17 protein-coding genes and 3 pseudogenes are annotated in these 20343 nt (G+C 66.8%); 13 read left to right on the top strand and 7 right to left on the bottom strand.

Annotated features, from left to right (window positions below):
- The first annotated feature begins 1 nt into the window (after position 1).
- From AQY21_RS07425 to AQY21_RS07410, 4 genes are read left to right on the top strand one after another with little or no spacing between them, the layout of a single operon-like run.
- A complete protein-coding gene (locus AQY21_RS07425) occupies positions 2–997 on the top strand; it encodes an ABC transporter ATP-binding protein (protein WP_058097085.1) in 996 nt (331 codons plus the stop codon).
- Positions 984–1991: an ABC transporter ATP-binding protein gene (locus AQY21_RS07420; RefSeq protein WP_058097084.1), complete on the top strand. Its 1008-nt coding sequence runs from the start codon at positions 984–986 to the stop codon at positions 1989–1991. The genes AQY21_RS07425 and AQY21_RS07420 overlap by 14 nt, the downstream gene beginning before the upstream one ends.
- Entirely contained in the window at positions 1988–2842 is an 855-nt protein-coding gene (locus AQY21_RS07415) for an N-formylglutamate amidohydrolase (protein ID WP_058097083.1), read from the top strand. The genes AQY21_RS07420 and AQY21_RS07415 overlap by 4 nt, the downstream gene beginning before the upstream one ends.
- An 18-nt stretch (positions 2843–2860) precedes the next feature.
- On the top strand, positions 2861–3634 hold the full coding sequence (locus tag AQY21_RS07410) for an IclR family transcriptional regulator (protein ID WP_058097082.1): 774 nt from the start codon (positions 2861–2863) through the stop codon (positions 3632–3634).
- Positions 3635–3726: 92 nt separating this feature from the next.
- Here AQY21_RS07410 and AQY21_RS29675 read toward each other — a convergent pair.
- Positions 3727–3822 (bottom strand): annotated as a pseudogene (locus AQY21_RS29675) (IS110 family transposase); the annotation flags it as partial.
- Between the two features lie 202 nt (positions 3823–4024).
- Here AQY21_RS29675 and AQY21_RS07405 point away from each other — a divergent pair.
- Positions 4025–4243 (top strand): annotated as a pseudogene (locus AQY21_RS07405) (IS110 family transposase); the annotation flags it as partial.
- 29 nt (positions 4244–4272) lie between these two features.
- On the opposite strand, the gene AQY21_RS07400 reads toward AQY21_RS07405, so the two are convergent.
- Positions 4273–5022: a FadR/GntR family transcriptional regulator gene (locus tag AQY21_RS07400; RefSeq protein ID WP_203416435.1), complete on the bottom strand. Its 750-nt coding sequence runs from the start codon at positions 5020–5022 to the stop codon at positions 4273–4275.
- A 149-nt stretch (positions 5023–5171) separates the two neighbouring features.
- Here AQY21_RS07400 and AQY21_RS07395 point away from each other — a divergent pair, with 149 nt between their 5' ends.
- From AQY21_RS07395 to AQY21_RS07360, 8 genes and pseudogenes are all read left to right on the top strand, one after another.
- Positions 5172–6740: an ABC transporter substrate-binding protein gene (locus AQY21_RS07395; RefSeq protein WP_082658020.1), complete on the top strand. Its 1569-nt coding sequence runs from the start codon at positions 5172–5174 to the stop codon at positions 6738–6740.
- Between the two features lie 68 nt (positions 6741–6808).
- Positions 6809–7834 carry an ABC transporter permease gene (locus AQY21_RS07390; protein ID WP_203416433.1) on the top strand — a complete coding sequence of 342 codons (1026 nt, stop codon included), beginning with the start codon at positions 6809–6811 and terminating at the stop codon, positions 7832–7834.
- A gap of 1 nt (position 7835) precedes the next feature.
- Positions 7836–9827, top strand: a complete 1992-nt coding sequence (locus tag AQY21_RS07385; protein WP_058097079.1) for a dipeptide/oligopeptide/nickel ABC transporter permease/ATP-binding protein — start codon at positions 7836–7838, stop codon at positions 9825–9827.
- Complete coding sequence (locus AQY21_RS07380; RefSeq protein WP_152988150.1) at positions 9824–10660, top strand: ABC transporter ATP-binding protein; 837 nt, start codon at positions 9824–9826, stop codon at positions 10658–10660. Before AQY21_RS07385 ends, AQY21_RS07380 begins: the two co-directional genes overlap by 4 nt.
- A 28-nt stretch (positions 10661–10688) precedes the next feature.
- A complete protein-coding gene (locus AQY21_RS07375) occupies positions 10689–11624 on the top strand; it encodes a dihydrodipicolinate synthase family protein (RefSeq protein WP_058097077.1) in 936 nt (311 codons plus the stop codon).
- 7 nt (positions 11625–11631) lie between these two features.
- Positions 11632–12306, top strand: coding sequence for an N-acetylmannosamine-6-phosphate 2-epimerase (locus tag AQY21_RS07370; RefSeq protein WP_058097076.1), 675 nt, complete (start codon positions 11632–11634; stop codon positions 12304–12306).
- Positions 12306–13178, top strand: coding sequence for an ROK family protein (locus AQY21_RS07365; protein WP_058097075.1), 873 nt, complete (start codon positions 12306–12308; stop codon positions 13176–13178). The genes AQY21_RS07370 and AQY21_RS07365 overlap by 1 nt, the downstream gene beginning before the upstream one ends.
- Before the next feature lie 257 nt (positions 13179–13435).
- A pseudogene (locus AQY21_RS07360) lies at positions 13436–14405 on the top strand (IS5 family transposase).
- Positions 14406–14582: 177 nt separating this feature from the next.
- On the opposite strand, the gene AQY21_RS07350 reads toward AQY21_RS07360, so the two are convergent.
- The 5 genes from AQY21_RS07350 to AQY21_RS07330 all read right to left on the bottom strand — a co-directional run.
- Entirely contained in the window at positions 14583–15680 is a 1098-nt protein-coding gene (locus AQY21_RS07350; protein ID WP_203416431.1) for an alpha-hydroxy acid oxidase, read from the bottom strand.
- Positions 15677–16360, bottom strand: a complete 684-nt coding sequence (locus tag AQY21_RS07345; RefSeq protein WP_058097071.1) for a Fe2+-dependent dioxygenase — start codon at positions 16358–16360, stop codon at positions 15677–15679. Before AQY21_RS07345 ends, AQY21_RS07350 begins: the two co-directional genes overlap by 4 nt.
- Before the next feature lie 143 nt (positions 16361–16503).
- Entirely contained in the window at positions 16504–18759 is a 2256-nt protein-coding gene (locus AQY21_RS07340; RefSeq protein ID WP_058097070.1) for a TonB-dependent siderophore receptor, read from the bottom strand.
- Between the two features lie 330 nt (positions 18760–19089).
- Positions 19090–19962, bottom strand: coding sequence for a MurR/RpiR family transcriptional regulator (locus AQY21_RS07335; RefSeq protein ID WP_036757890.1), 873 nt, complete (start codon positions 19960–19962; stop codon positions 19090–19092).
- A 60-nt stretch (positions 19963–20022) separates the two neighbouring features.
- On the bottom strand, positions 20023–20343 hold a 321-nt coding region (locus AQY21_RS07330), incomplete at its 5' end, for a biotin/lipoyl-containing protein (protein WP_152988148.1).

Here is a 20343-nt window from a genome sequence, read left to right as displayed (position 1 = left end):
CATGACCCGAGAGCTTCTGGAAATCAGCGGGCTGAAGACGCATTTCTTCACGCGCGGTGGCGTGGCCCGCGCTGTCGACGGGCTCGACCTGCAAGTCGGCCGCGGCCAGATCGTGGCGCTGGTCGGTGAAAGCGGCTCGGGCAAGACCGTGGCCGGCTTCTCGATCCTGGGGCTGGTCAGCGCGCCGGGCCGGATCACCGAGGGCAGGATCCTGCTGAACGGGCAGGATCTGGTGGGGAAAAGTGATGCCGAGATGGCGCGGATTCGCGGCGATCGCATCGCGATGATCTTCCAGGACCCGATGATGACGCTGAACCCGGTGCTGCGCATCGACGACCAGATGATCGAGACCATCCGCATCCACGACCGCAAAGTGTCCAAGGTCGAGGCCCGCCGCCGCGCGCTGGAGGCGCTGCGCGAGGTCGGCATCCCGGCGCCCGAGGCGCGGCTGCGCAACTATCCGCACGAGCTTTCCGGCGGTATGCGCCAGCGCGTGGCCATCGCCATCGCCCTGCTCAACAAGCCCGACCTGATCATCGCCGATGAGCCGACCACGGCGCTGGACGTGACGATCCAGGCGCAGATCCTCTATCTGATCCGAAAGCTGTGCGAGGAGCACGGTACCGGCTTCATCTGGATCACCCACGACCTGGGCGTGGCGGCCGAGATCGCGAACCGCATCGCGGTCATGTACGCCGGCCGCATCGTCGAGGAAGGGCCGACCGATGCCGTGCTCGACCGCCCGCATCACCCCTATACCGAGGGGCTGATCCGCTCGCTGCCCGAAGGCCAGCCGCGCGGCGCGGCGCTGTTCCAGATCCCTGGCATGACCCCCTCGCTGCTGAATCTTCCCGAGGGTTGTCCCTTCCGCCCGCGTTGCCACCGCGCCAGCGAAGCCTGCCGCGCCATGCCGCCCGAGCGGGTCTCGGCCGAGACCCGCTTCCGCTGCTTCCACCCCGCGAATGCTGCCGAAGGAGCCCTCCATGAGCTTTCTTGAGATCAAGGGGCTGAAGAAGACCTTCTCGACCCGACCCGACCTGATCGCCCGCGGCCTGGGCGCCCTGGGCTTGCGCAACTCGACCTCGCCCGCGGTCCATGCCGTGCGCGAATTCAGCGCCTCGCTCGAGCGCGGCGAGGTGCTGGGGTTGATCGGCGAATCCGGCTGCGGCAAGTCGACCGTGGCGCGGATGCTGGCGGGGATCACCCGGCCGACGGCGGGGCGGGTGCTGCTGGACGGCCATGACGTCATCGCCCGCGACACGCCCGAGGCGCGGGCGGCGGCGCTGGACATCCAGATGATCTTTCAGGATGCCGCCGCGGCGATGAATCCGCGCTATCGCATCTTTGACATCATCACCGAGGCGCCGCTCTATCACGGCCGCATCAAGCCCTCGCAGGCGCGCGACAAGGTGGCCGAGGTGCTGGAGGCGGTGTCGATGAGCCCGGATGTCGCCGACCGCTATCCGCACCAGTTCTCGGGCGGGCAGCGCCAGCGCATCGGCATCGCCCGTGCCCTGGCGATGCAGCCCAAGCTGCTGATCTGTGATGAAAGCGTTGCGGCGCTGGACGTCTCGATCCAGGCGCAGGTCATCAACCTGTTCATGGAGCTGCGGGAAAAGTTCGGGTTGACCTATGTGTTCATCAGCCACGATCTGTCGGTGGTGCGCCATCTGAGCGACCGCGTCGCCATCATGTATCTGGGCGAGATCGTCGAGGCGGCGCCGGCGGCCGAGCTGTTTGCTCATCCCGAGCACCCTTATACGCGGGCGCTGATGACGCAGAACCCGTCGCTGAAGAACCGCGCGCGCCGGCACGCGCCGCTGGCGGGCGAGGTTCCCTCGCCGCTCGACCCGCCGCAGGGCTGTTATTTCAACCCGCGCTGCCGGCAGGCCATGGAGGTCTGCCGTGCCCATCACCCGGCGTTGGCGGCGCTGCGGGCCGGGCATGAGGCGGCCTGTTTCCTTCACTCGACTTCCCGGACCAATCCATGATTCACGATACCGACACACTTGCCCCGTTCACCATCAAACCGGCCGTCGAGGGGCGGCGCGTTCCCGTGATCCTCGATTCCCCGCATAGCTGGCGGGCCTATCCCGCCGGCTTCGCGCCCATCGCGGCCGAGGCGGAGCTGCTGACCTCCTGGGATGCCTGGGTGGACGAGCTTTTCGGTGCGGCGCCTTCTCTGGGCGCGGCCATGCTGGTGGCGCGCTTCCCGCGCTTCTATCTGGATCTGAACCGGACCCGCGACGACATCGACCCGGCGCTGGTGGCCGGCGCGCTGCCTTTCGAGACCCGGCCGGGCAATAAGAGTGCCGTGGGCATGGGTCTGCTGCGCCGCCTGGCGCTGCCGGGCGTTCCGGTCTATGCCGCGCCGCTGCCGGCCGCCGAGGTGCTGCGTCGCATCGAGACCTGCTACGACCCCTATTACGCCGCGCTCGGCGGGTTGGTGGACGATACCCATGCGGCGTTCGGCCGGGTGGTGCATCTCGATTGCCATTCGATGAAATCGCGCGGCAATGCGATGAACGACGACCCGGGCGGGCAGCGGCCGGATATCGTCGTCTCGGACTGCGACGGCACGACCGCCGCCCCGGAGCTGACCCGCCTGCTGGCCGGGCTGTTCGAGGCACAGGGGCTGAAAACCACGATCAACTGGCCGTACAAGGGCGGGCAACTGATCCGGCGCTTTTCCGATCCGGCACGGGGACGGCACGCCATCCAGATCGAGCTGAACCGCAGCCTCTACATGGACGAGGCGCGTTTCGAGAAGAAAGAACCGGGCTTTTCCAGCCTTCGTGGGCAGATTACTAACGTTTTGCGCGATTTCATCGCGGCCATCTGAGGAAAGGACCAGGGCGGTATGCGAGCAGAACTGGCTGACAGCAGGCAGCGCTACGTGGTCGAGGCGGCGGATGCCTGCCTGCGCGTGCTGATGTTCGTCTCCGAGAATCCGCATCTGACCCTGACGGAAATCCAGAGCCGGCTGGGCCTGAACAAGTCGCGTACCCTGCGGTTGCTCGCAACTCTGGAGGCGCGCAACCTGGTGGTGCGCGACAAGACCGAGCGCTGGTCTCTGGGGGTCGAGGCGCTGCTTATCGGCAATGCAGCGGCGGCGCAGCTGAACATCGCCGCGTTGATCCAGCCCTATCTGGATTCGCTGCGCGACCGGACGCAGGAAACGGCGCAATTCCGACTGTTGTCGGGCCGGCAGACCTATTGCATCGCCAAGGCCGAGACCCACCACGCCGTCCGGGTCCATACCGTGATCGGCCGGCCGCGGCCGCTTTATATCGGTTCCTCCAAGGCCATTCTGGCCTTTGCGGATCGAGAGCTGTTCGACAGCGTCGTGGCCTCGGGGATGGAAAGTTTCACCGAGCAGACCCTGACGCCAGAGGAGTTGCGCAAGCAGCTCGACGAGATCCGCGCCCGCGGCTATTCGATCAGCCGCGGCGAAGCGGTTCCGGGCGCCCTGGCGCTTGGCGCCCCGATCTTCGGCGCGGGAGGCGCGGTCGTCGGCTGTCTGTCTCTGCTCGGTCCCGAAGCGCGGCTTGGCGAGCGGGTCGACGAAGTCGCCCCGATGCTGGTCGAGACGGCTCGCGAGGTGTCCGATTTCATCGGATTTCAGCGGAGCTGACCATCCTCAGCAGGCTGCTTCCGTGATGGGCGCTGATCAGTCAGCCCCCGTTGTCAGGTGTTGTCGGGTTCATGCTTCCGCTCGTGGCCGGTGCCCTTGCCCAAGATGACGCCGTGTTCGGCAAGATGGCCGCGAAGCGCGTTGACCAGTTGAGTTCGCTGACTCACGAGCAGGTTGCGGGTGCGGAAAGAGCATCGCCCGGGACTGTTGCGCGGCCGTCTTGACAGTGAAGCGGGCAGGCCGAATTGACTTTGAGCTGCGAGCTCGCGTTGTTATCTGGCCGCCCCTGCGACTATCCCGTCTGCGCTGTGAGCGCGTATCCGTAGATGTCGCACAGCCCGCGCACTCCTCCATCGGCAACAGGGAGGATTTTGCATGCGATCCATAGGAATGGATGTTCATCGAAGCTTCGCGCAGGTTGCGATCCTTGAGGATGGAAGCACGACAGATGTCAGGATCGATCTTGATCATGACGCGGTGGTGGCTTTCGGGCAGGCCCTGCGTCCGGATGACGAGGTCGTTCTGGAGGCGACGGGCAATACTGCGGTCATCGTCAGGCTTCTGACCCCTTTCGTGGCGCGGGTCGTCATCGCAAACCCGCTGCAGGTGATCCGTTCACCAAAGCCGGGAATGAACAGCTAGGCTTGCGTTTGTTCCGCGCCGTGACCCTTGCCCGTGGATGACAGCATACGCAGCAACGGCTCGTAATGGGCGATGATGGCGGCCCGATAGGCTTGGGTATCGCCGCTCTCGGCAGCCGCAAGGATATCGCCATGAGCCTTGGCCGTCAGCAGGATGTCGGCGGGCAAGGCCAGGCCAAGCCGGGGCAGCACGGCCGAATGGATGTCCCAAAAGGCCGCGACGAGTTGACCGGCAAGCTGGTTGCCGATCGGCGCCAGAAGCTCGGTGTGGAACCGGCGATCCTCGGCCAGAAATGACCGGCCCGCCTCGGCATGGGTCAGCATCTGCTGGACCAGATTTGCAAGCACCGGACTGCTTTTGCCGCGATGCTGTTCGATCACCTGGTCCGCCAGCGCCAGGTCCAATGCAAGGCGCAGTTCCACGACCTCGCGCAGCGCCGCAAGTTCGTCGCCCGCCGACAACACGCCCCGGAAGACCAGGGTTTCGACCAGCGGCTTCAAACGCATTTCGCCGACGACGGTGCCGTGCCCGTGGCGCACCTCGACGATGTCAAGCGTGGCAAGCGCGCGGATCGCCTCTCGGACCGAAGATCGGGAGACGCCAAGCTTTTCGCATAATTCCGGCTCGGTCGGGATCGCATCCCCGGGGCGCAGACCGTTTTTCAGGATCAGCCGCTTGATCTCTTCCGCGGTGGTGGAACGGCGCATACGGGACTCGCCGATATCGGGGTCTCTGGTCGAATCCATGCCGCGCTTTCTCCTCATGCGTCCGGTATGCACTGCGGGCGGTCGCATCGCCGCCGGTCTTTCATGCCATGTTTGACAGAGGGTTGCCAAACGCCCTCTGTTCCATTAAAGAGACATCAGACGTCTTATGTCAAGCTTTGGGAGGAGCCATGCATAACGGAGGACTTGCACTGTCGCGCCGCGCGCTTTGCCTTGCGGCAGGGGCCTTGGTCTCGACATCGTTGCTGGGGATCGGCAGGCTTGCCGCCCAAGAGGCTGCGGTGGATCCCGAAGCGACCATCCAGGCGGCCATCGCCTATGGGCTGTCGGGAACCTTGGATCCGCTGAATGCTTCGGGTGCGGTGACGCAGGCGGTCAACTGGCACCTGTTCGAGGGGCTCGTCGATCTCGACCCGGTCACCCGCGAGCCCTACGCGGCGCTTGCGGCGGAAATGCCGGTCAGCGAGGACGGGCTGACCTACACGATCAAGCTGCGCGAGGGCGCGACCTTCCACGACGGCACGCCGGTGACGGCCGATGACGTCGTCTATTCCTTCGCCCGGGTGCAGGACCCCGAATCGCAGTCGCTTTTCCGGTCGTTCGTCCTGTTCATCGACACGGTCGAGGCCGTGTCCCCCGACACGGTCAGGATCACCACGAAGTTTCCGTTCTCGCTCTTCAACGAGCGGCTGGGCTCGGTGAAGATTGTGCCCCGCGCCGCGGTCGAGGCGGATGCCGAGGCGTTCGGCAAGCTGCCGATCGGTTCCGGCCCCTACAGGCTGATCTCGGCCGTGCCCGAGGCGCAGATCGAGTTCGAGCGATTCGACGCCTATAACGGCCCGCGCCCCGCCCTGGCCAAGGCCATGGTCTGGAACCTGATCGCCGACCCGACCGCGCGCGTCAACGCGCTCAGTTCCGGGACCGTAATGGCGATCGAGGACGTGCCCTATATCGACGCCGATACCGTTTCCGCGGTGGCGACGCTGGAAAAGGCCCAGTCCTTCGGGCTGCTGTTCGCAATGTTCAACACCTCGGCCGAGCCCTTCGACGACGTGCGCGTTCGTCAGGCGTTCCTTTACGCGCTGGACATGGACAAGATCATCGGCACGGGGATGCTGGGCAATGCGACGGCGGCGACCTCGTTCCTGCCGGAAACGCATCCGAACTATCACCGGGCTTCGACCGTCTATGCCTACGATCCCGAAAAGGCCAAGGCGCTCCTGACCGAGGCGGGCACGCCCAAGCTTGACATCAAGCTGATGAGCACGGACCACGGCTGGGTCAAGGACGTGGCACCGATCATCAAGGACTCGCTGGATCAGGTGGGCTTCAACACCACGCTCGATATCGGCCAGTCCGGCGGCCAGTACACCAAGGTCGATGCCGGCGAGATGCAGGTGATGATCGCGCCGGGCGATCCGTCGGTGTTCGGCAACGACCCCGACATCCTGATGCAATGGTGGTATGGCGACAACGTCTGGCCGAAGGACCGCTATCGTTGGGCGGGCAGCGCCGAATACAAGACGCTGACCGAAACCCTGGCGGCGGCGCAGCAGCTTTCGGGCGAAGAACAGCAGGCCAAGTGGAACGAGGCCTTCGACCTCCTGTCCGAACAGGTTCCGCTCTATCCGCTGTTCCACCGCCAGTTGCCGACCGCCTGGGACGCCGAGCAACTCGAGGGCTTTGCCCCGGTTCCGACCACCGGCCTGTCCTTCCTGGACGTCGGTGTCAGGCAATAGCCCGAAGACCGGGGCGCGCGCCCGCGCCCCGGAAATTCCTTCCCTGCCGGCCCGCAAGGCGACGAAGGATGACCGATCCCTTCGCGGTTGCGACTGCCCATGTCCTCCAGAAAGCGAGCCACGGACCCATGTCGAAGGTGCTAACCCTGATCGGACGCCGCCTCGCGCAGTTGCCGGTCATGATCCTCGGGATCACGTTCCTTGTCTTCTTCATCATGTCCTTTTCCAGGATCGACCCGGCGATCACCGCCCTGGGCGAGGGCGCCTCGGTCGAGGCCCGGCAGGCATATCGCGAGGCGCACGGCCTCGACGATCCGTTGCCCCAGCGTTACATCGCCTTCCTTTCGGGATTGGCGCGGCTGGATTTCGGCAGCTATTCCGCCCGGCAGCTTCCGGTCTATGACGAGGTGGCCCGCGCCTTTCCGATCACGCTTCAACTGACCTTCCTCGGCCTGCTGTTCGCGGTCGCCTGTTCGCTGGCATTGGGCGTTCTTGCCGCCATCCATCGCGGCCGCTGGCCCGACCAGCTGATCCGCCTGATCTCCATTGCCTCGCTTTCGACGCCGTCCTTCTGGCTGGCGATCCTGCTGATCCAGCTTCTGGGCCGCAAGGTCGGGGTGATCTCGCTGCTGCCGACCGCCGGGCGGCTGCCCGCGCTGACCGACGACCCGGTCGGCTGGTTCCTGCGGATGCTGTTGCCCGCCGTCGCGCTGGCCGTGCCGGTGATCGGGCAATTGTCGCGCGTGGTCCGTACCTCGGTCGTCGAGGAACTGGACCGCGACTATGTCCGCACCGCGCTCGGCGCGGGCATCCCCCGGCGTGTCGTGGTCGGCCGCAACGTCCTGCGCAACGCACTGATCACGCCCATCACCGTGCTCGGCCTGCGCGTCGGCTACCTGCTGGGCGGCGCCGTCATCATCGAGATCATCTTCACCATCAACGGCATGGGCATGCTGATCCTGAACGGCGTGACCAACAACGAACCGAACCTCGTGCAAGGGGTCACCCTGACCGTGGCGATAGCCTTCGTCGTCATCAACACCATCGTTGACCTGCTTTATGTCCTGGTCAACCCGCGCATCCGGACGGTCTGAGATGATCCGCACCCAGCTTGCCGAACGCCTTGGCGCACCGGGACAAAGCCTTGCACGGCTGCGCCAGTTGCCGCCGGTGTCGAAGGTGGCGCTCGCCATCCTGATGATCGTCGTGCTTGCGGCCCTGTTCGCGCCGGTGCTTGCCGTGCACGATCCGCTGGCGACCGGCCTGACCCCGGGGCCGGCGGCGCCCGACGCGACCCATTGGTTCGGCACCGACCGGCAGGGGCGCGACATCTTTGCCCGGCTGCTTTACGGCGCGCGCTATTCGCTGGTCATCGGCATCGCGGCCACCGCCGTGGCGCTTATGGCCGCCGCCGTCCTTGGCGCGATCGCGGCCACCGCCGGCCCTTGGACCTCCGAGATCCTGATGCGTCTCCTCGACATGGTGATGTCGTTTCCCGGCATCGCGCTGGCCGTGGTGTTCGTCACGGTCTTCGGCCAGTCGCTCGCGGTTCTCGTCCTGACCATCGCCTTTCTCTACACGCCGCAGCTGACGCGGGTGATCCGGGCCAACATCATCGGCCAGTATGGCGAGGATTATGTCGCGGCGGTGCGCGTCATGGGGGCCTCGACGTTCCGCATCATCGTCCGCCATGTCGCGCGCAACTGCCTTGCGCCCGTGCTGGTCTTCGCCACCGTCCTGGTGGCCGACGCCATCGTCTTCGAGGCCTCGCTTTCCTTCATTCAGGCGGGGGTGCCCGATCCCGAGCCGTCCTGGGGCAACGTGATGGCCGCGGGACGCCAGCTTGTCATGTCGGGCGGCTGGTGGCCCACCTTCTTCGCCGGCCTGCTGATCACCGTGACGGTTCTGGCGCTGAACATCCTGGCCGAGGGCATGACCGACGCGATGGCCGCCCCGCGCGCCCGCTCCTCCGTCGATCCCGCGGCGGTCGAAGCCGCCATCGCGCCGACCAAGGTGGCCGCCATGTCCGACGCAGCCTTGGCCGGGCCGGAGGTCTCCCTTGCCGACCGCCTGGCCGAGCTGCGCCGGGTTGAACTGTCGCGCACGGACCGGCCCGTGCTGGAGGACGCCGGGCGAAAGCCCTTGCTCGAGGTCAGGAACCTGTCCATCGGCTTTTCACGGCATGGGCTGGTCGACGTGGTAGACGACGTGTCGTTTTCGGTCCGTCCGGGCGAAACGCTGGCGCTGGTGGGCGAATCCGGTTGCGGCAAGTCGATCACCTCGCTGGCGATCATGGGGCTTCTGTCCCCGAGGGCGCGGCTGACGGGCGAGATCCTGTTCGAAGGCCGCAACCTTCTGACCATGACGCGCAAGGAGCGCGACGCCCTGCGCGGCAAGGGCATCGCGATGATTTATCAGGATGCGCTGTCATCGCTCAATCCGGCGATGCTGATCCGGGCGCAGATGGCCCAGCTGACCGCGCGCGGCGGTACGCGCCGCGCCGAGGATCTGCTCGAGATGGTGGGCCTCGACCCCGCCCGCACGCTTGCCTCCTATCCGCACGAACTGTCGGGCGGACAGCGCCAGCGGGTGCTGATCGCCATGGCGCTGACCCGCGATCCCAAGCTGGTGATCGCCGACGAGCCGACCACGGCGCTTGACGTGACGGTGCAGAAGCAGGTGGTCGAGCTTCTCGACCGGCTGCGCCGCGAACTGGGCTTCGCGATGGTCTTCGTGTCGCACGATCTGGCGCTGGTGGCCGAGATCGCGCATCGCGTGGTGGTGATGTATGCCGGCCAGATGGTCGAACAGGGCCGCGTCCGCGAGCTTCTGACCCAGCCGGTCCACGAATACACCCGCGGCCTGCTGGGTGCGGTCCTGAGCATCGAGGCCGGCGCTGCGCGCCTGCATCAGATCCCAGGCACCGTGCCCTCGCCCATCGACTTTCCCAAGGGCGACAGGTTCGCGCCGCGTTCGTCCGATCCGGCCCGCAATGCCCGCGTGATCCGCCAGATCGCGGGGACCGAGCATTTCTATGCCGCCCATCCCGACGATCCGCCCGTCCGGCCGATGGGAGAATGCGCATGAACGCTCCAGAGAACAGCACGGCGCCGGTGATCGAGCTGCGCGATGTTTGCGTGGACTTCCGCAGCCGTGGCGCGGGGTTCTTCAACCCCAGGGTGATGCGCGCCCTGGATCACGTCTCGCTTGCCGTTCATCGCGGCCGAACCCTGGGCGTGGTGGGCGAATCGGGTTCGGGCAAGTCCACCGCCGCCAAGGTGATGATCGGGCTTCAGGCGCCGTCCTCGGGCCGGGTCCTGTTCGAAGGATCGGAAGTTGGCCGTTTCGACACGGCCACGCGCCGCCGGATCGGGCGCGTGGTTTCGGTGGTGTTCCAGGATCCCGCAACGGCGCTGAACGCGCGGATGCTGGTGCGCGACGCCTTGAGCGACCCGCTGGAGGTGCACGGCATCGGCGATGCCGCGTCCCGCAGGGCTCGCGTGTCGGAACTGGTGTCGATGGTCGGGCTGCCGCAATCGGTGCTGGATGCGATCCCGGCCCAGCTTTCGGGCGGGCAGCGCCAGCGCGTGGCCATCGCCCGCGCCCTTTCGCTGGAACCGCAGGTCATCGTCGCGGACGAGCCGACCTCGGCGCTCGACGTGTCGGTTCGTGCCCAGATCCTGAACCTTCTGCAGGATCTCAAGCGTCAGCTTGGCCTGGGGATGGTCTTCATCTCGCACGACATCCAGACCGTGCGCCACGTCTCGGACGACATCGCCGTGATGCAGGGCGGCAAGGTCGTCGAATTCGGCCCCGGCGCGCGGGTGCTGGACAATCCCTCGCAAGACTATACCCGCACGCTTCTTGCCGCCGCGCCAAGCCTCCTGAGCGCGCCCGGCCGGACCGCATCCTTCCACTGATCCTTTCAAGAACAGGCACCGGAACGCCATGACCAAGACCCGCTTCCACGGCATCATCCCGCCGATCGTCACCCCGCTCAATCCCGACGGGACGGTGAACTACGACGATCTCGACCGCCTGGTCGATCACCTGATCGACGCCGGGGTCGATGGCCTGTTTCCGATGGGCTCGACCGGCCAGGTCGCCTATCTGACCGATGCCGACCGCCTGGCCATCGTCAGGGCCGTAAGCCGCAAGGCCGCCGGCCGCGTGCCGGTCATCGTTGGCGCGATCGACCTGACCGCCGCGCGCGTGATCGAAAGCGCCCGCGCGCTGATCGGCGCCGGCGCCGACGCGATCGTCGCCACCGCGCCGGTTTATGCGATCAACGACGAAACCGAGATCGCCGAGCATTTCCGCATGATCCGCGCCGGGATCGACAGGCCCTTGTTCGCCTATGACATCCCGGTCCGGGTCAGGACCAAGCTGCCGCCCGGGTTGCTGATCGATCTGGGCCGCGAGGGCGTGATCGTGGGCGTCAAGGATTCCTCGGGCGACGATGTCAGCTTCCGCCGCCTGATCGCGATGAACCGGGCCGCGGGCAAGCCGCTGGCCTTGTTCACCGGGCACGAGGTGGTGGTGGACGCGATGGCGATGATGGGGGCGGACGGCGCGGTGCCGGGCCTCGCCAATGTCGATGCGGGCGCCTATGTGCGGCTGTGGAGGGCCGCCGTCGCAGGCGACATGAAAACCGCCATCGCCGAGCAGGAGCACCTCAACCGCCTGTTCGAGATCGTGTTCCAGGCTTCCGGCCGTTCGGGCGATGCCGCGGGCGTCGGCGCCTTCAAGGTGGCGATGGAGGCGATCGGCCTGCTCGGCTCGGCCAGGATGTCGCTGCCGGTCGAGCCGTTCGACGCGGAAACCGTCGCGCGCATCCATGCCATCGTCAGGGAAACCGGGCTGAAGCCGGTTCAAGGGGCGTAAGCGGGCGATGAACGTGCTGGAACGCATCAGGGGCGGGTTGATCGCGTCCTGTCAGCCGGTCGATGGCGGAGCGATGGATCGTCCCGACATCGTCGCCGCGATGGCTCAGGCCGCCGTGGCCGGCGGTGCGGCGGGCCTGCGGATCGAGGGGATCGCGAACCTTCGCGCCGTGCGTCCCTGCGTTTCCGTGCCGATCGTCGGCATCGTGAAAAGCGACCTTGACGACAGTCCGGTGCGCATCACCGTGCGGCTGGAGGATGTGCGCGCCCTGGCCGAGGCCGGCGCCGATGTCATCGCCTATGACGCAACCCCGCGGCCCCGCCCCGCCTCGCGCGAGGCCGTCCTGGCCGAGACCCTGCGCCTGGGCCGCCTCGCCATGGCCGACTGCGCCACCGTTGCGGATGCGCGCGCGGCCCTGGACGGCGGTGCCGCCGTCGTCGGCACCACGCTGTCGGGCTATACGGCCGAAACCGAAGGACTGCACGACGGTCCCGATTTTGACCTGATCGCCGCCTTTCGCGCCCTGGGCAAAGGGTTCGTGATGGCCGAGGGGCGCATCAACACTCCGGAACTGGCCGCGCAGGCACGCCGCGCCGGCGCGGATGCCGTGACCGTCGGCAGCGCCCTGACCCGGCTTGAGCACGTCACCGGCTGGTTCGCCGCGGCGATCCGGGGCGCGTGATGGGCGTGGATGGCTTCGCGGTCGATCTGGGCGGCACCAAGATCGCCGCCGCCCGGATCGAGAACGGGACTGTCGCCGCGCGCCTGCAGGCAGCCACCGACCCCGGCGCCGATATCGCGGCGCAGATCGACCGCATCGCCGGGATGCTGGAACAGCTTGGCTTTCGCCATGGCGACCCGCTGGGCGTGGCCGTGGCCGGGCGGGTCGATGCCACGGGCCGGTGGCACGCTGTCAATCGCAATACCTTGCGCGCCATCAGCGCCGCACCGCTGGGAGAGATGCTTTGTGCCCGCTTCGGCGCCCGCAGCCGCGCCTTGAACGACGCCGCGGCGGCGGCGCTGGCCGAAGCGCGCCTGGGCGCCGGACGCGGGGCGCGCAACTTTGCCTTTCTCACCATCTCGACCGGGGTTGGCGGCGGGCTGGTTCTGGACGGGCGGCTGGTCGAAAGCCGCAATGGCCTGGCGGGCCATGTCGGCTTTGCCTCGTCGCGCCTTGCCGGGGATCCTTGCGGATCGGGGCGCATCGGCACGGTCGAAAGCGTCGCAAGCGGCAAGGCGATCGCCGCCGCTGCCGGGCTGCCCGATGGCCGCGCGGTGTTCGATGGCGGCCGGCACCCCGAACTCATCGACAGGTCTGCCGCCGCCGTTGCCGCCCTGATCGCCGATCTGACGGCAATCCTTGGACTTGATCGTGTGGCCATCGGCGGCAGCATCGGGCTTGCGGCCGGCTATCTCCCCCAGGTGCTGGCGCATCTTTCCCGCGAGCCGGATCTGTTCCGGCCACAGGTCGTGCGGGCCGGCCTGACCCATGACAGCGGCCTGATCGGCGGGCTTCTGGCGGCCCTGGACCCCGCGCCGCCTCCTTCGGCGTGAGCGGCAGGAACGATCCGCCCCTTCAACGTGAGACCCGCCGGCCGGTCGTTCCGACGCGCGCCGCAAACCATCGCCACCGCCCTTGTCGGCGACAGCCGCCGGGAAGCGGTCCAGACCGCCGCGCCCCTTCCGGGCGAGCGGGCCGTTCCGGCATCTCAAGGCCATCCGTTCGCGAGGCTCTGGTGGCCGCAAGCGACCTTGTTGCACAAAGGAGGCCTGAGATTCACTTCGGGAATCCAATGTAGTAGCCGAATGGCATGAGCAGACCGCCGAAGCCGACCTACAAGACCACCAACTGGCACGCGTATAACCAGGCGCTGAGGCAGCGCGGATCTCTGACCGTCTGGTTCGATCCCTTGATGCAGTGGGAAGCAGTGCCGTCAGGGCGGCGTGGCCGCCAGCAAGCCTACAGCGACGCTGCGATCCAGGCCTGCCTGACCATCAAGGTTCTCTTCGGCCTGCCGCTCCGCCAGGCCACCGGCTTCGTGGCAAGCCTTCTGGAACTCTCGGGGCTCGGCTGGGCCGTGCCGGACTTCAGCACCCTTTCCCGGCGGCAGAAGACCTTGGAGGTCGTCATTCCATTTCGCGGTTCCAAGGGGCCGTTAGACCTGCTCGTCGACAGCACCGGCATCAAGGTGGAGGGCGAAGGAGAGTGGCACACGCGCAAGCATGGCGGCTCGAAACGAAGGGTTTGGCGCAAGATCCATCTCGGGATCGACGAGGAAACGCTCGAGATCCGGGCGGTGGAAGTCACTTCAAGCAATGTCGGCGATGTCGAGCCGGTGAATGCCACCGGTTCGAATGAACCGGCGAGGGATGCTGCCGGACCTGCTTGCCCAGATCCCAGCGGACGAGGAGATCGCCACGGTCACGGCCGACGGTGCCTACGACACGCGGGCCTGCCATGACGCTATCGCTGCCCGCAGTGCACCGGCGGTCATTCCGCCGAGACGGAATGCAAGGCCATGGAAGCCGGACACGGCCGGGGCCCGGGCACGCAACGAGAGCCTGCGGGCATCGAAACACTTTGGCCGGGCGCTCTGGCGGAACTGGAGCGGGTATCACCGCCGCAGCAGGGTGGAAACGAAAATGAACTGCGTGAAGCAGCTCGGCCTGCGGCTGATGTCACGGGACTTCGACCGCCAGGTTGCCGAGGTCCAGATCCGCGCGGCGGTCATGAACCGCTTCACGGCCCTCGGCATCCCGGTCACTGTTGCAATGGGATAAGTGTATCCGGCGAAAGGGGAACTGCGGTCGCCAGCTGATTTGCGCAACAGCGCTCATGTCCGGCGCGAGTTCGCCGACATTCACCGATCGCAAGGCCCCCATCGTCGAGGAAGCCATCTCCCGGACGGTCATATGCGAACAACAGGCTGCGGCAGGGCAAGCTTTTAGGGCCGTGCGTCAGCGGCCGGAATCCGCCGGCCAAAGCACGGATGCGTCGATCTCGCCCAGACGGCGCCGTCCGGTCAGCGCCATGGCGACCTCGAGCTCGGCGCGCAGGATGGTCAGCATATGCGCCACTCCGGCAGCGCCCCCTACCGCCAGGGCGTGGACCTGCGGCCGCCCGACCAGCACCGCCGCGGCCCCAAGGGCCAGGGCCTTCAGTGCATCGGTGCCGCGCCGGATGCCGCCGTCGCAGAGCACCGGGATGCGTCCCGCCACCTCCCGGACCACGGCAGGCAGCGCCTCGGCCGTCGCAGGCAGGGTATCGAGCGTCCGGCCGCCATGGTTCGAGACGATCAGCCCGTCCGCCCCGGCCTCGACGGCGAGACCGGCATCATGCGCCGACATGATGCCCTTCAGCAGCAGCGGCAGCCGGGTCTGCGATTTCAGCCAGCCGATATCCTCCCAGCGCGGCGCTTGGTCCAGCAGGCCAAGGAAGGTCGCCGCCCGGCCCGGCTCGGCGCGGATCCGCGGCGGGTGCAAGCCGTCCAGATTGATCGCCCGCAGGCCCTTGGGCAGGGTGAAGCCGGCGCGGGTCTCCATGTTGCGGATGCCGTTCACCGGCGCGTCCACGGTCACGACCAGCGCGCGATAGCCCGCCGCCTCGGCCCGGCGGACCAGGGACAGCGTGTCTGCGCGCTCGGGCTGTATGTAGAGCTGGAACCAGAAGGGCCCCTGTGCGCGGGCCGCGATCTCCTCCAGCGGCAGGCCGGACTGGGTCGAGACCACCATCAGGCTGCCGGTCGCCGCGGCGCCGAGCGCGGTGGCATGCTCGGCCTCGGCATGGGCGAGGCCGTGAAAGGCCACGGGCGCCAGCAGGAAGGGATGCGGCAGGTCCAATCCCAAGAGTTGCAGGGCGGTATGCGCGCCTCGCATGTCGCAAAGCAGCCGCGATTGCAGCCGCAGCCCCTGCCAGGCGGCCAGGTTGGCCTGCGCGGTCAGCCCATCCGCGCCGGCGCCATCGACATAGGCCAGCGCCGGCGCAGGCAGGATGGCGGTGGCCAGGCGCTGATAATCCTCCAGCGCCACCACGTCGGGCGGAATGGCCTGCGTCAAATCTCGGACCAGTGGCGGATCATGTTGTGGTAATGCGCGGTGATGCCGGTCACCGCCGGATCGTCGTCGGGCAGCATCGTGCGGATGCGCATGATCGACTGGTCGAGGTCATAGAGCATGTGCCGCCGCCAGTCGTCCTTGACCATCGATTGCGCCCAGAAGAACGATGCCCAACGCGAGCCGCGCGTCACCGCCGTCACCGAATGCAGCGAGGTGGCGGGATAGACCACGGCATGGCCCGCCGGCAACTTGACGCTATGCTCGCCATAGGTGTCGTGCACGACCAACTCGCCGCCGTCGTAATCCTCGGGCGGGGTCAGGAAGACCGTGGTCGAGACATCGGTGCGGATGCGCTGGCCGGTGCCGGGAACGACCCGGATCGAACCGTCCACATGCGCGCCGAAGGTCATGCCCTCGTCATAGCGGTTGAACATCGGCGGCAGCACATGCAGGGGCAGCGCGGCCGAGGAGTAGACCGGGTTGCGCCCCAGCGCCCGCATGACGATGCCGCTGAGTTCGCGTGCCACCGGGCTGTCCACCGGCACTTGCAGGTTCCTTTTGACCTTGGCCGCCTGGTCCCCCGCGGTGCTGCGGCCATCGACCCAGTCGGTGCCCTCCAGCACCTGCCGGATATAGGCGACCTCTTCGGGCGTCAGCAGGTCCGGGATGGTGACGAGCATGGGTTTCTCCTGCGATGGCGTGCGGGCGCAGGATAGGGTCGGCGCCGCGGAATGTTAAGTGTTTCTGTCGGTTATTGTGGCCACGGGCTGCGGAAAGGGGCGACCGAAAGGTCGCCCCTGCCGGAATGGCCCGAATGCGGCCCTTAGAACGCGTGCTTCAGCGTCAGCACGAAGTTCCGGCCCGGCTCGATATTGGCGAACTGCCCGCTATGCGAGTCGGTATAGATCTGGCGGTCGAAAACGTTGTTGACGTTGAATTGCAGCACCGTCTCTCCGGTCAGCTTATAGGCGGCCATCAGGTCGGTGCGCCAGCTCGACGGCAGCCCGGCATCGGCATCGCCGTTCTGCGAATAGCTGGTTATGCGCTTGCCGGTATAGGTCACGCCGCCGCCCAGCGTCAGCTCCGGGCTGTAGTCATAGGTCGTCCACAGCGAGAAGCTGTTGCGCGGGATCTTCACGACCTGCCTGCCGTTGCCGGGGTTCGGATAGGGCTCGCCGCCGCCGCGCGGGGTGGTCCAGCCGCCGTCCTTCAGCTTGACATCCTGATAGACATAGCCGCCCCAGACGCCCCAGCGCTCGGTGATCTGGCCGGCGAAGCCCAGCTCGATGCCCTTGGCGGTGGTCTTGCCGATATTCTCGGTTTCGCCCAGCGAATTGGTGACGCGGGCATTGTCCTTTTCGGTGCTGAACAGCGCTGCGCTCAGCTGGAGCTGCTCGTTCAGCACCAGCCATTTCGTGCCGATCTCGAAATTCACGCTGCGCTCGGGATCGAGACTGTCCAGATCGTCAGAGGCATTGCTGCCGCCGGTGCCCGCGCCCTCACCCGCAGGGTTCGAGGAAGTGCTGGCCGAGGCATAGATCGAGCCGTTCGGCACCGGCTTGTAGACCACGCCCAGCATCCCGTTCAGGAAGTCGGAATCGTTGCTGTGGCTTTCACGCGGATCCTCCTCGGTCGCATGGGTGACGCTGTTGACGCTGTAATCGTCCCAGCGCAGCCCCACCGTCGCCTCCCATTGCGGGGTGAAGGTGATGGTATCCAGCGCATAGACGCCCCGCGACTTGGTGGTGCTGTAGCCGGTCTCGCCGCCGCGCTCGACGCTGCCGTCCCAAGGCGCGCCGGGGTTCGGATTCTCGTAGGGCGAGGCCGGCATCGGATCGGGATTGGTCACCGTCAGCCGGCGGGTGGTGGCGCGGGAATTGGCGATGTCCACGCCGACCGCAAAGCTGTGCTCGACGCCCCCGGCCTGCGCTTCGCCCGAAAGCTGGGCGTTGAACGACACCGTCTCGTTCACCCGGTCCGAAGCCTTGGAGCCGCGCGACACCAGCCCGTCGCTGCCCGAGGTCGGCGAGGTCACGATATAGGTGTTGGTGTCGCGCGCCTTGCGCAGCGCCGTGGTCAGCCGCAGGCTGTCCGAGAAGGCGTGCTCGAACTTCACATAGCCCGAGGCGGATTCCACGTCGCGGAAATCGCGCGCATGCAGGCCATAGAAGGTATCGGGATCGACATCGGCCGGCAGGAATGGGTCGATGCGGGTGCCCGAGCCGCGCCGCCATTCGGCCGGCGTGGTGGCATTCGACATCGGCACCCCGTAATCGGGCGTGTCCTCGTCCTTGTAGTAATAGAGCCCGGCGGTGATCTTGCTGTCATCGGCCAGGCGATAGCTGAAGCTGGGCGCCACGCCGAACCGCTTGGACTCGACGCCGTCGCGCCCGGCCAGATCGTCGGCGTGCTGCCCCATCAGGTTCAGGCGCAGGCCGACGGCGCCGAATTCGCGGTTCGAATCCAGCGTGCCGCGGAGATAATTGCCGGTTCCGTAGGACAGCGCCACCTCGTCAAAGGCGCCCGGCTGCGGGGTCTTGCTGTTCAGGCTGATGGTGCCGCCGGTCGAGCCGGCGCCGGAATAGACGCCGCCCGGCCCCTTGTTGATCTCGATCGATTCCAGGTTGAAGGCCTCGTATTGCGTGCGCGAGGCGTTGCGCATGCCGTCGATCAGCAGGTCCTGGCTGGCCTCGAAGCCGCGGATGTAAGGGCGCACGCCCTGCGGCACGCCGCCCTCGCCCGCGCCCAGGGTGACGCCCGGCGTGGTGCGCAGCACGTCGGCGACCGAGGTCTGGCCGCGCTCCTCGATCTCGCGCGCGGTGACGACGGTCACCGAGCGCGGGGTGTCGAGCAGCGGCGCGGTAGCCTTGTTCGAGGTGCTTTCGGTGACCTTGTAGCTCGTCTCGGCCTCGTTGCCCTGTTGGCGGCGGATGACCACCGTGTCCAGGGTGACGGTGTCCTGCGCCTGGGCAGGGCCGGCCACGCCGGCCGAAATGGCCAGCACGGGAAGCAGGCCCAGGGTCGGCAGGAATTGCGCAGCTGCCCCCGAGACGGACGGTTTGGGAAGGGTTTTGTTCATGGGTTGATCCCGGCACAAAAGATGAATCGCTGCCGCTGTGGGGGCGGAGACGACAGGGAAGTGCTGGCTCATCAATGGCTTGCGTTTTCACGAGCCGGAATGGGAACAAAGTTCCCCATGCTGGCCGCGCGTAATCTATGCAAGAGGGCCAATTGTCGCATATTGTCAAATGACGCTGCGTAAGGTCGTGGTCCGGCAGGATCGGGTGTTGCATGGATTCAACAGTTCAGGCGCCCGCCTGGTCGGGACTGCGCTGCGGTCTGGTCTGCCAGAAGGCGTCCTGGCAGCCTGTATGAAGGCTTGATGCGAAAGGCGATGCTACCGGGGAAGCTAGGTTCCGGTCACGGTCGGGATGCGCGGATCCTCGTCATTGTGCTGCACGCGGGCGGCCACGGCCACGACCAGCGCCTGCGCCAGGCACATCGGCGCGGCCAGCGAGCGCGAGAAGGTGTAATCGTGCTCGGGCACCGGGAACAGCACCCGCGCCCACCGCGCCAGGGGCGACAGCGTGCTGTCCGAGATGGCGATGATGTCGATGCCTTTCTGCCCCGCTTCCTCGACCACGTTCACCACCTCGTTGGCATAGAAGCGAAACGAGACTGCCAGCAAAACGTCGGTCTTGCGAATGGTGCGGCCGATATGCGTGGCCAGCCCGCCGCCGGGGTCCAAGAGCACGCAGCGCTTGCCCAGCATGGTCAGCACATAGCGCAGAAGCTCCACCACCGGCGACGAGCGCAGCTGGCCGATCAGATAGATGATGTCCGCACGGTCCAGCAGATCGGCGGCCAGCGCCAGATCCTCGGGGTTCACCTCGTCCAGCAATTGCTGGAGCGAGGCGATGTCGCGCACTACCAGATCGCGCAGGAAGCCGATCTCGGTCGGGTCGCCCGCGCCCTTCAGCTCGGTTTCCAGCGCCTTGACGCGCGCCTCGAAACCCGGAGCGGCGGTGGCCAGGCGCTTCTGGAACAGCGCCTGCAATTCCTTGAAGCCCTTGTAGCCCAGGGATTGCGCGAAGCGCACGAAGCTCGAGGCGTGGATGCCGCAGCGTTCGGCGATGGCATTCACCGAATGGACGGCGACCTCGTTGGGGTTCTGGGTCAGATAGACGGCGATGCGCTGATAGGTCTTGCTCATCTGATCGTGGCGATCATGGATGATGCGGATCAGTTCTTCGTAATCCTGCGGCGGGTGGCTTGTTGGCATGGCGCTCCTCTGCCGCCAAGTCTGCAATAATTATTGCAGGGTGCCAAGCCCTCTTTCTTCCTATTCCATCTCGATCATGAGGTCTTTTGCGTCGATCTGCTCTCCCGGCCGGACATGCAGCGCCTTGATGACGCCCTTGCGGTCGGCATGGATGGCGGTTTCCATCTTCATGGCCTCGATGGTCAGCAGCAGGTCGCCGGGGTTGACCTTCTGGCCTTGCGTGACCGCGACCGAGGCGACGACGCCGGGCATCGGCGCGCCGAGATGGCCCTCGTTCGCCGGGTCGGCCTTGGGACGGGCGGCGGTCTGCGACTTGACCAGGCGGTTCGGCACCCGGATCACCCGGGGCTGGCCATTGAGCTCGAAGAACACCTTGACCTC

Origin of the sequence: Paracoccus sp. MKU1, assembly GCF_001447385.1 — a bacterium.
GTDB lineage: Bacteria > Pseudomonadota > Alphaproteobacteria > Rhodobacterales > Rhodobacteraceae > Paracoccus.
This window is presented reverse-complemented; position numbering and strand designations above follow the sequence as displayed.

What these genes read in the sequence shown, in the direction of transcription:
- AQY21_RS07390 (WP_203416433.1), top strand. Translation starts at nt 6,809, where the DNA reads ATGACCGATCCCTTCGCGGTTGCGACTGCCCATGTCCTCCAGAAAGCG.
- AQY21_RS07415 (WP_058097083.1), top strand. Translation starts at nt 1,988, where the DNA reads ATGATTCACGATACCGACACACTTGCCCCGTTCACCATCAAACCGGCC.
- AQY21_RS07425 (WP_058097085.1), top strand. Translation starts at nt 2, where the DNA reads ATGACCCGAGAGCTTCTGGAAATCAGCGGGCTGAAGACGCATTTCTTC.
- AQY21_RS07370 (WP_058097076.1), top strand. Translation starts at nt 11,632, where the DNA reads ATGAACGTGCTGGAACGCATCAGGGGCGGGTTGATCGCGTCCTGTCAG.
- AQY21_RS07420 (WP_058097084.1), top strand. Translation starts at nt 984, where the DNA reads ATGAGCTTTCTTGAGATCAAGGGGCTGAAGAAGACCTTCTCGACCCGA.
- AQY21_RS07385 (WP_058097079.1), top strand. Translation starts at nt 7,836, where the DNA reads ATGATCCGCACCCAGCTTGCCGAACGCCTTGGCGCACCGGGACAAAGC.
- AQY21_RS07340 (WP_058097070.1), bottom strand. Translation starts at nt 18,759, where the DNA reads ATGAACAAAACCCTTCCCAAACCGTCCGTCTCGGGGGCAGCTGCGCAA.
- AQY21_RS07365 (WP_058097075.1), top strand. Translation starts at nt 12,306, where the DNA reads ATGGGCGTGGATGGCTTCGCGGTCGATCTGGGCGGCACCAAGATCGCC.
- AQY21_RS07395 (WP_082658020.1), top strand. Translation starts at nt 5,172, where the DNA reads ATGCATAACGGAGGACTTGCACTGTCGCGCCGCGCGCTTTGCCTTGCG.
- AQY21_RS07380 (WP_152988150.1), top strand. Translation starts at nt 9,824, where the DNA reads ATGAACGCTCCAGAGAACAGCACGGCGCCGGTGATCGAGCTGCGCGAT.
- AQY21_RS07345 (WP_058097071.1), bottom strand. Translation starts at nt 16,360, where the DNA reads ATGCTCGTCACCATCCCGGACCTGCTGACGCCCGAAGAGGTCGCCTAT.
- AQY21_RS07335 (WP_036757890.1), bottom strand. Translation starts at nt 19,962, where the DNA reads ATGCCAACAAGCCACCCGCCGCAGGATTACGAAGAACTGATCCGCATC.
- AQY21_RS07410 (WP_058097082.1), top strand. Translation starts at nt 2,861, where the DNA reads ATGCGAGCAGAACTGGCTGACAGCAGGCAGCGCTACGTGGTCGAGGCG.
- AQY21_RS07400 (WP_203416435.1), bottom strand. Translation starts at nt 5,022, where the DNA reads ATGGATTCGACCAGAGACCCCGATATCGGCGAGTCCCGTATGCGCCGT.
- AQY21_RS07375 (WP_058097077.1), top strand. Translation starts at nt 10,689, where the DNA reads ATGACCAAGACCCGCTTCCACGGCATCATCCCGCCGATCGTCACCCCG.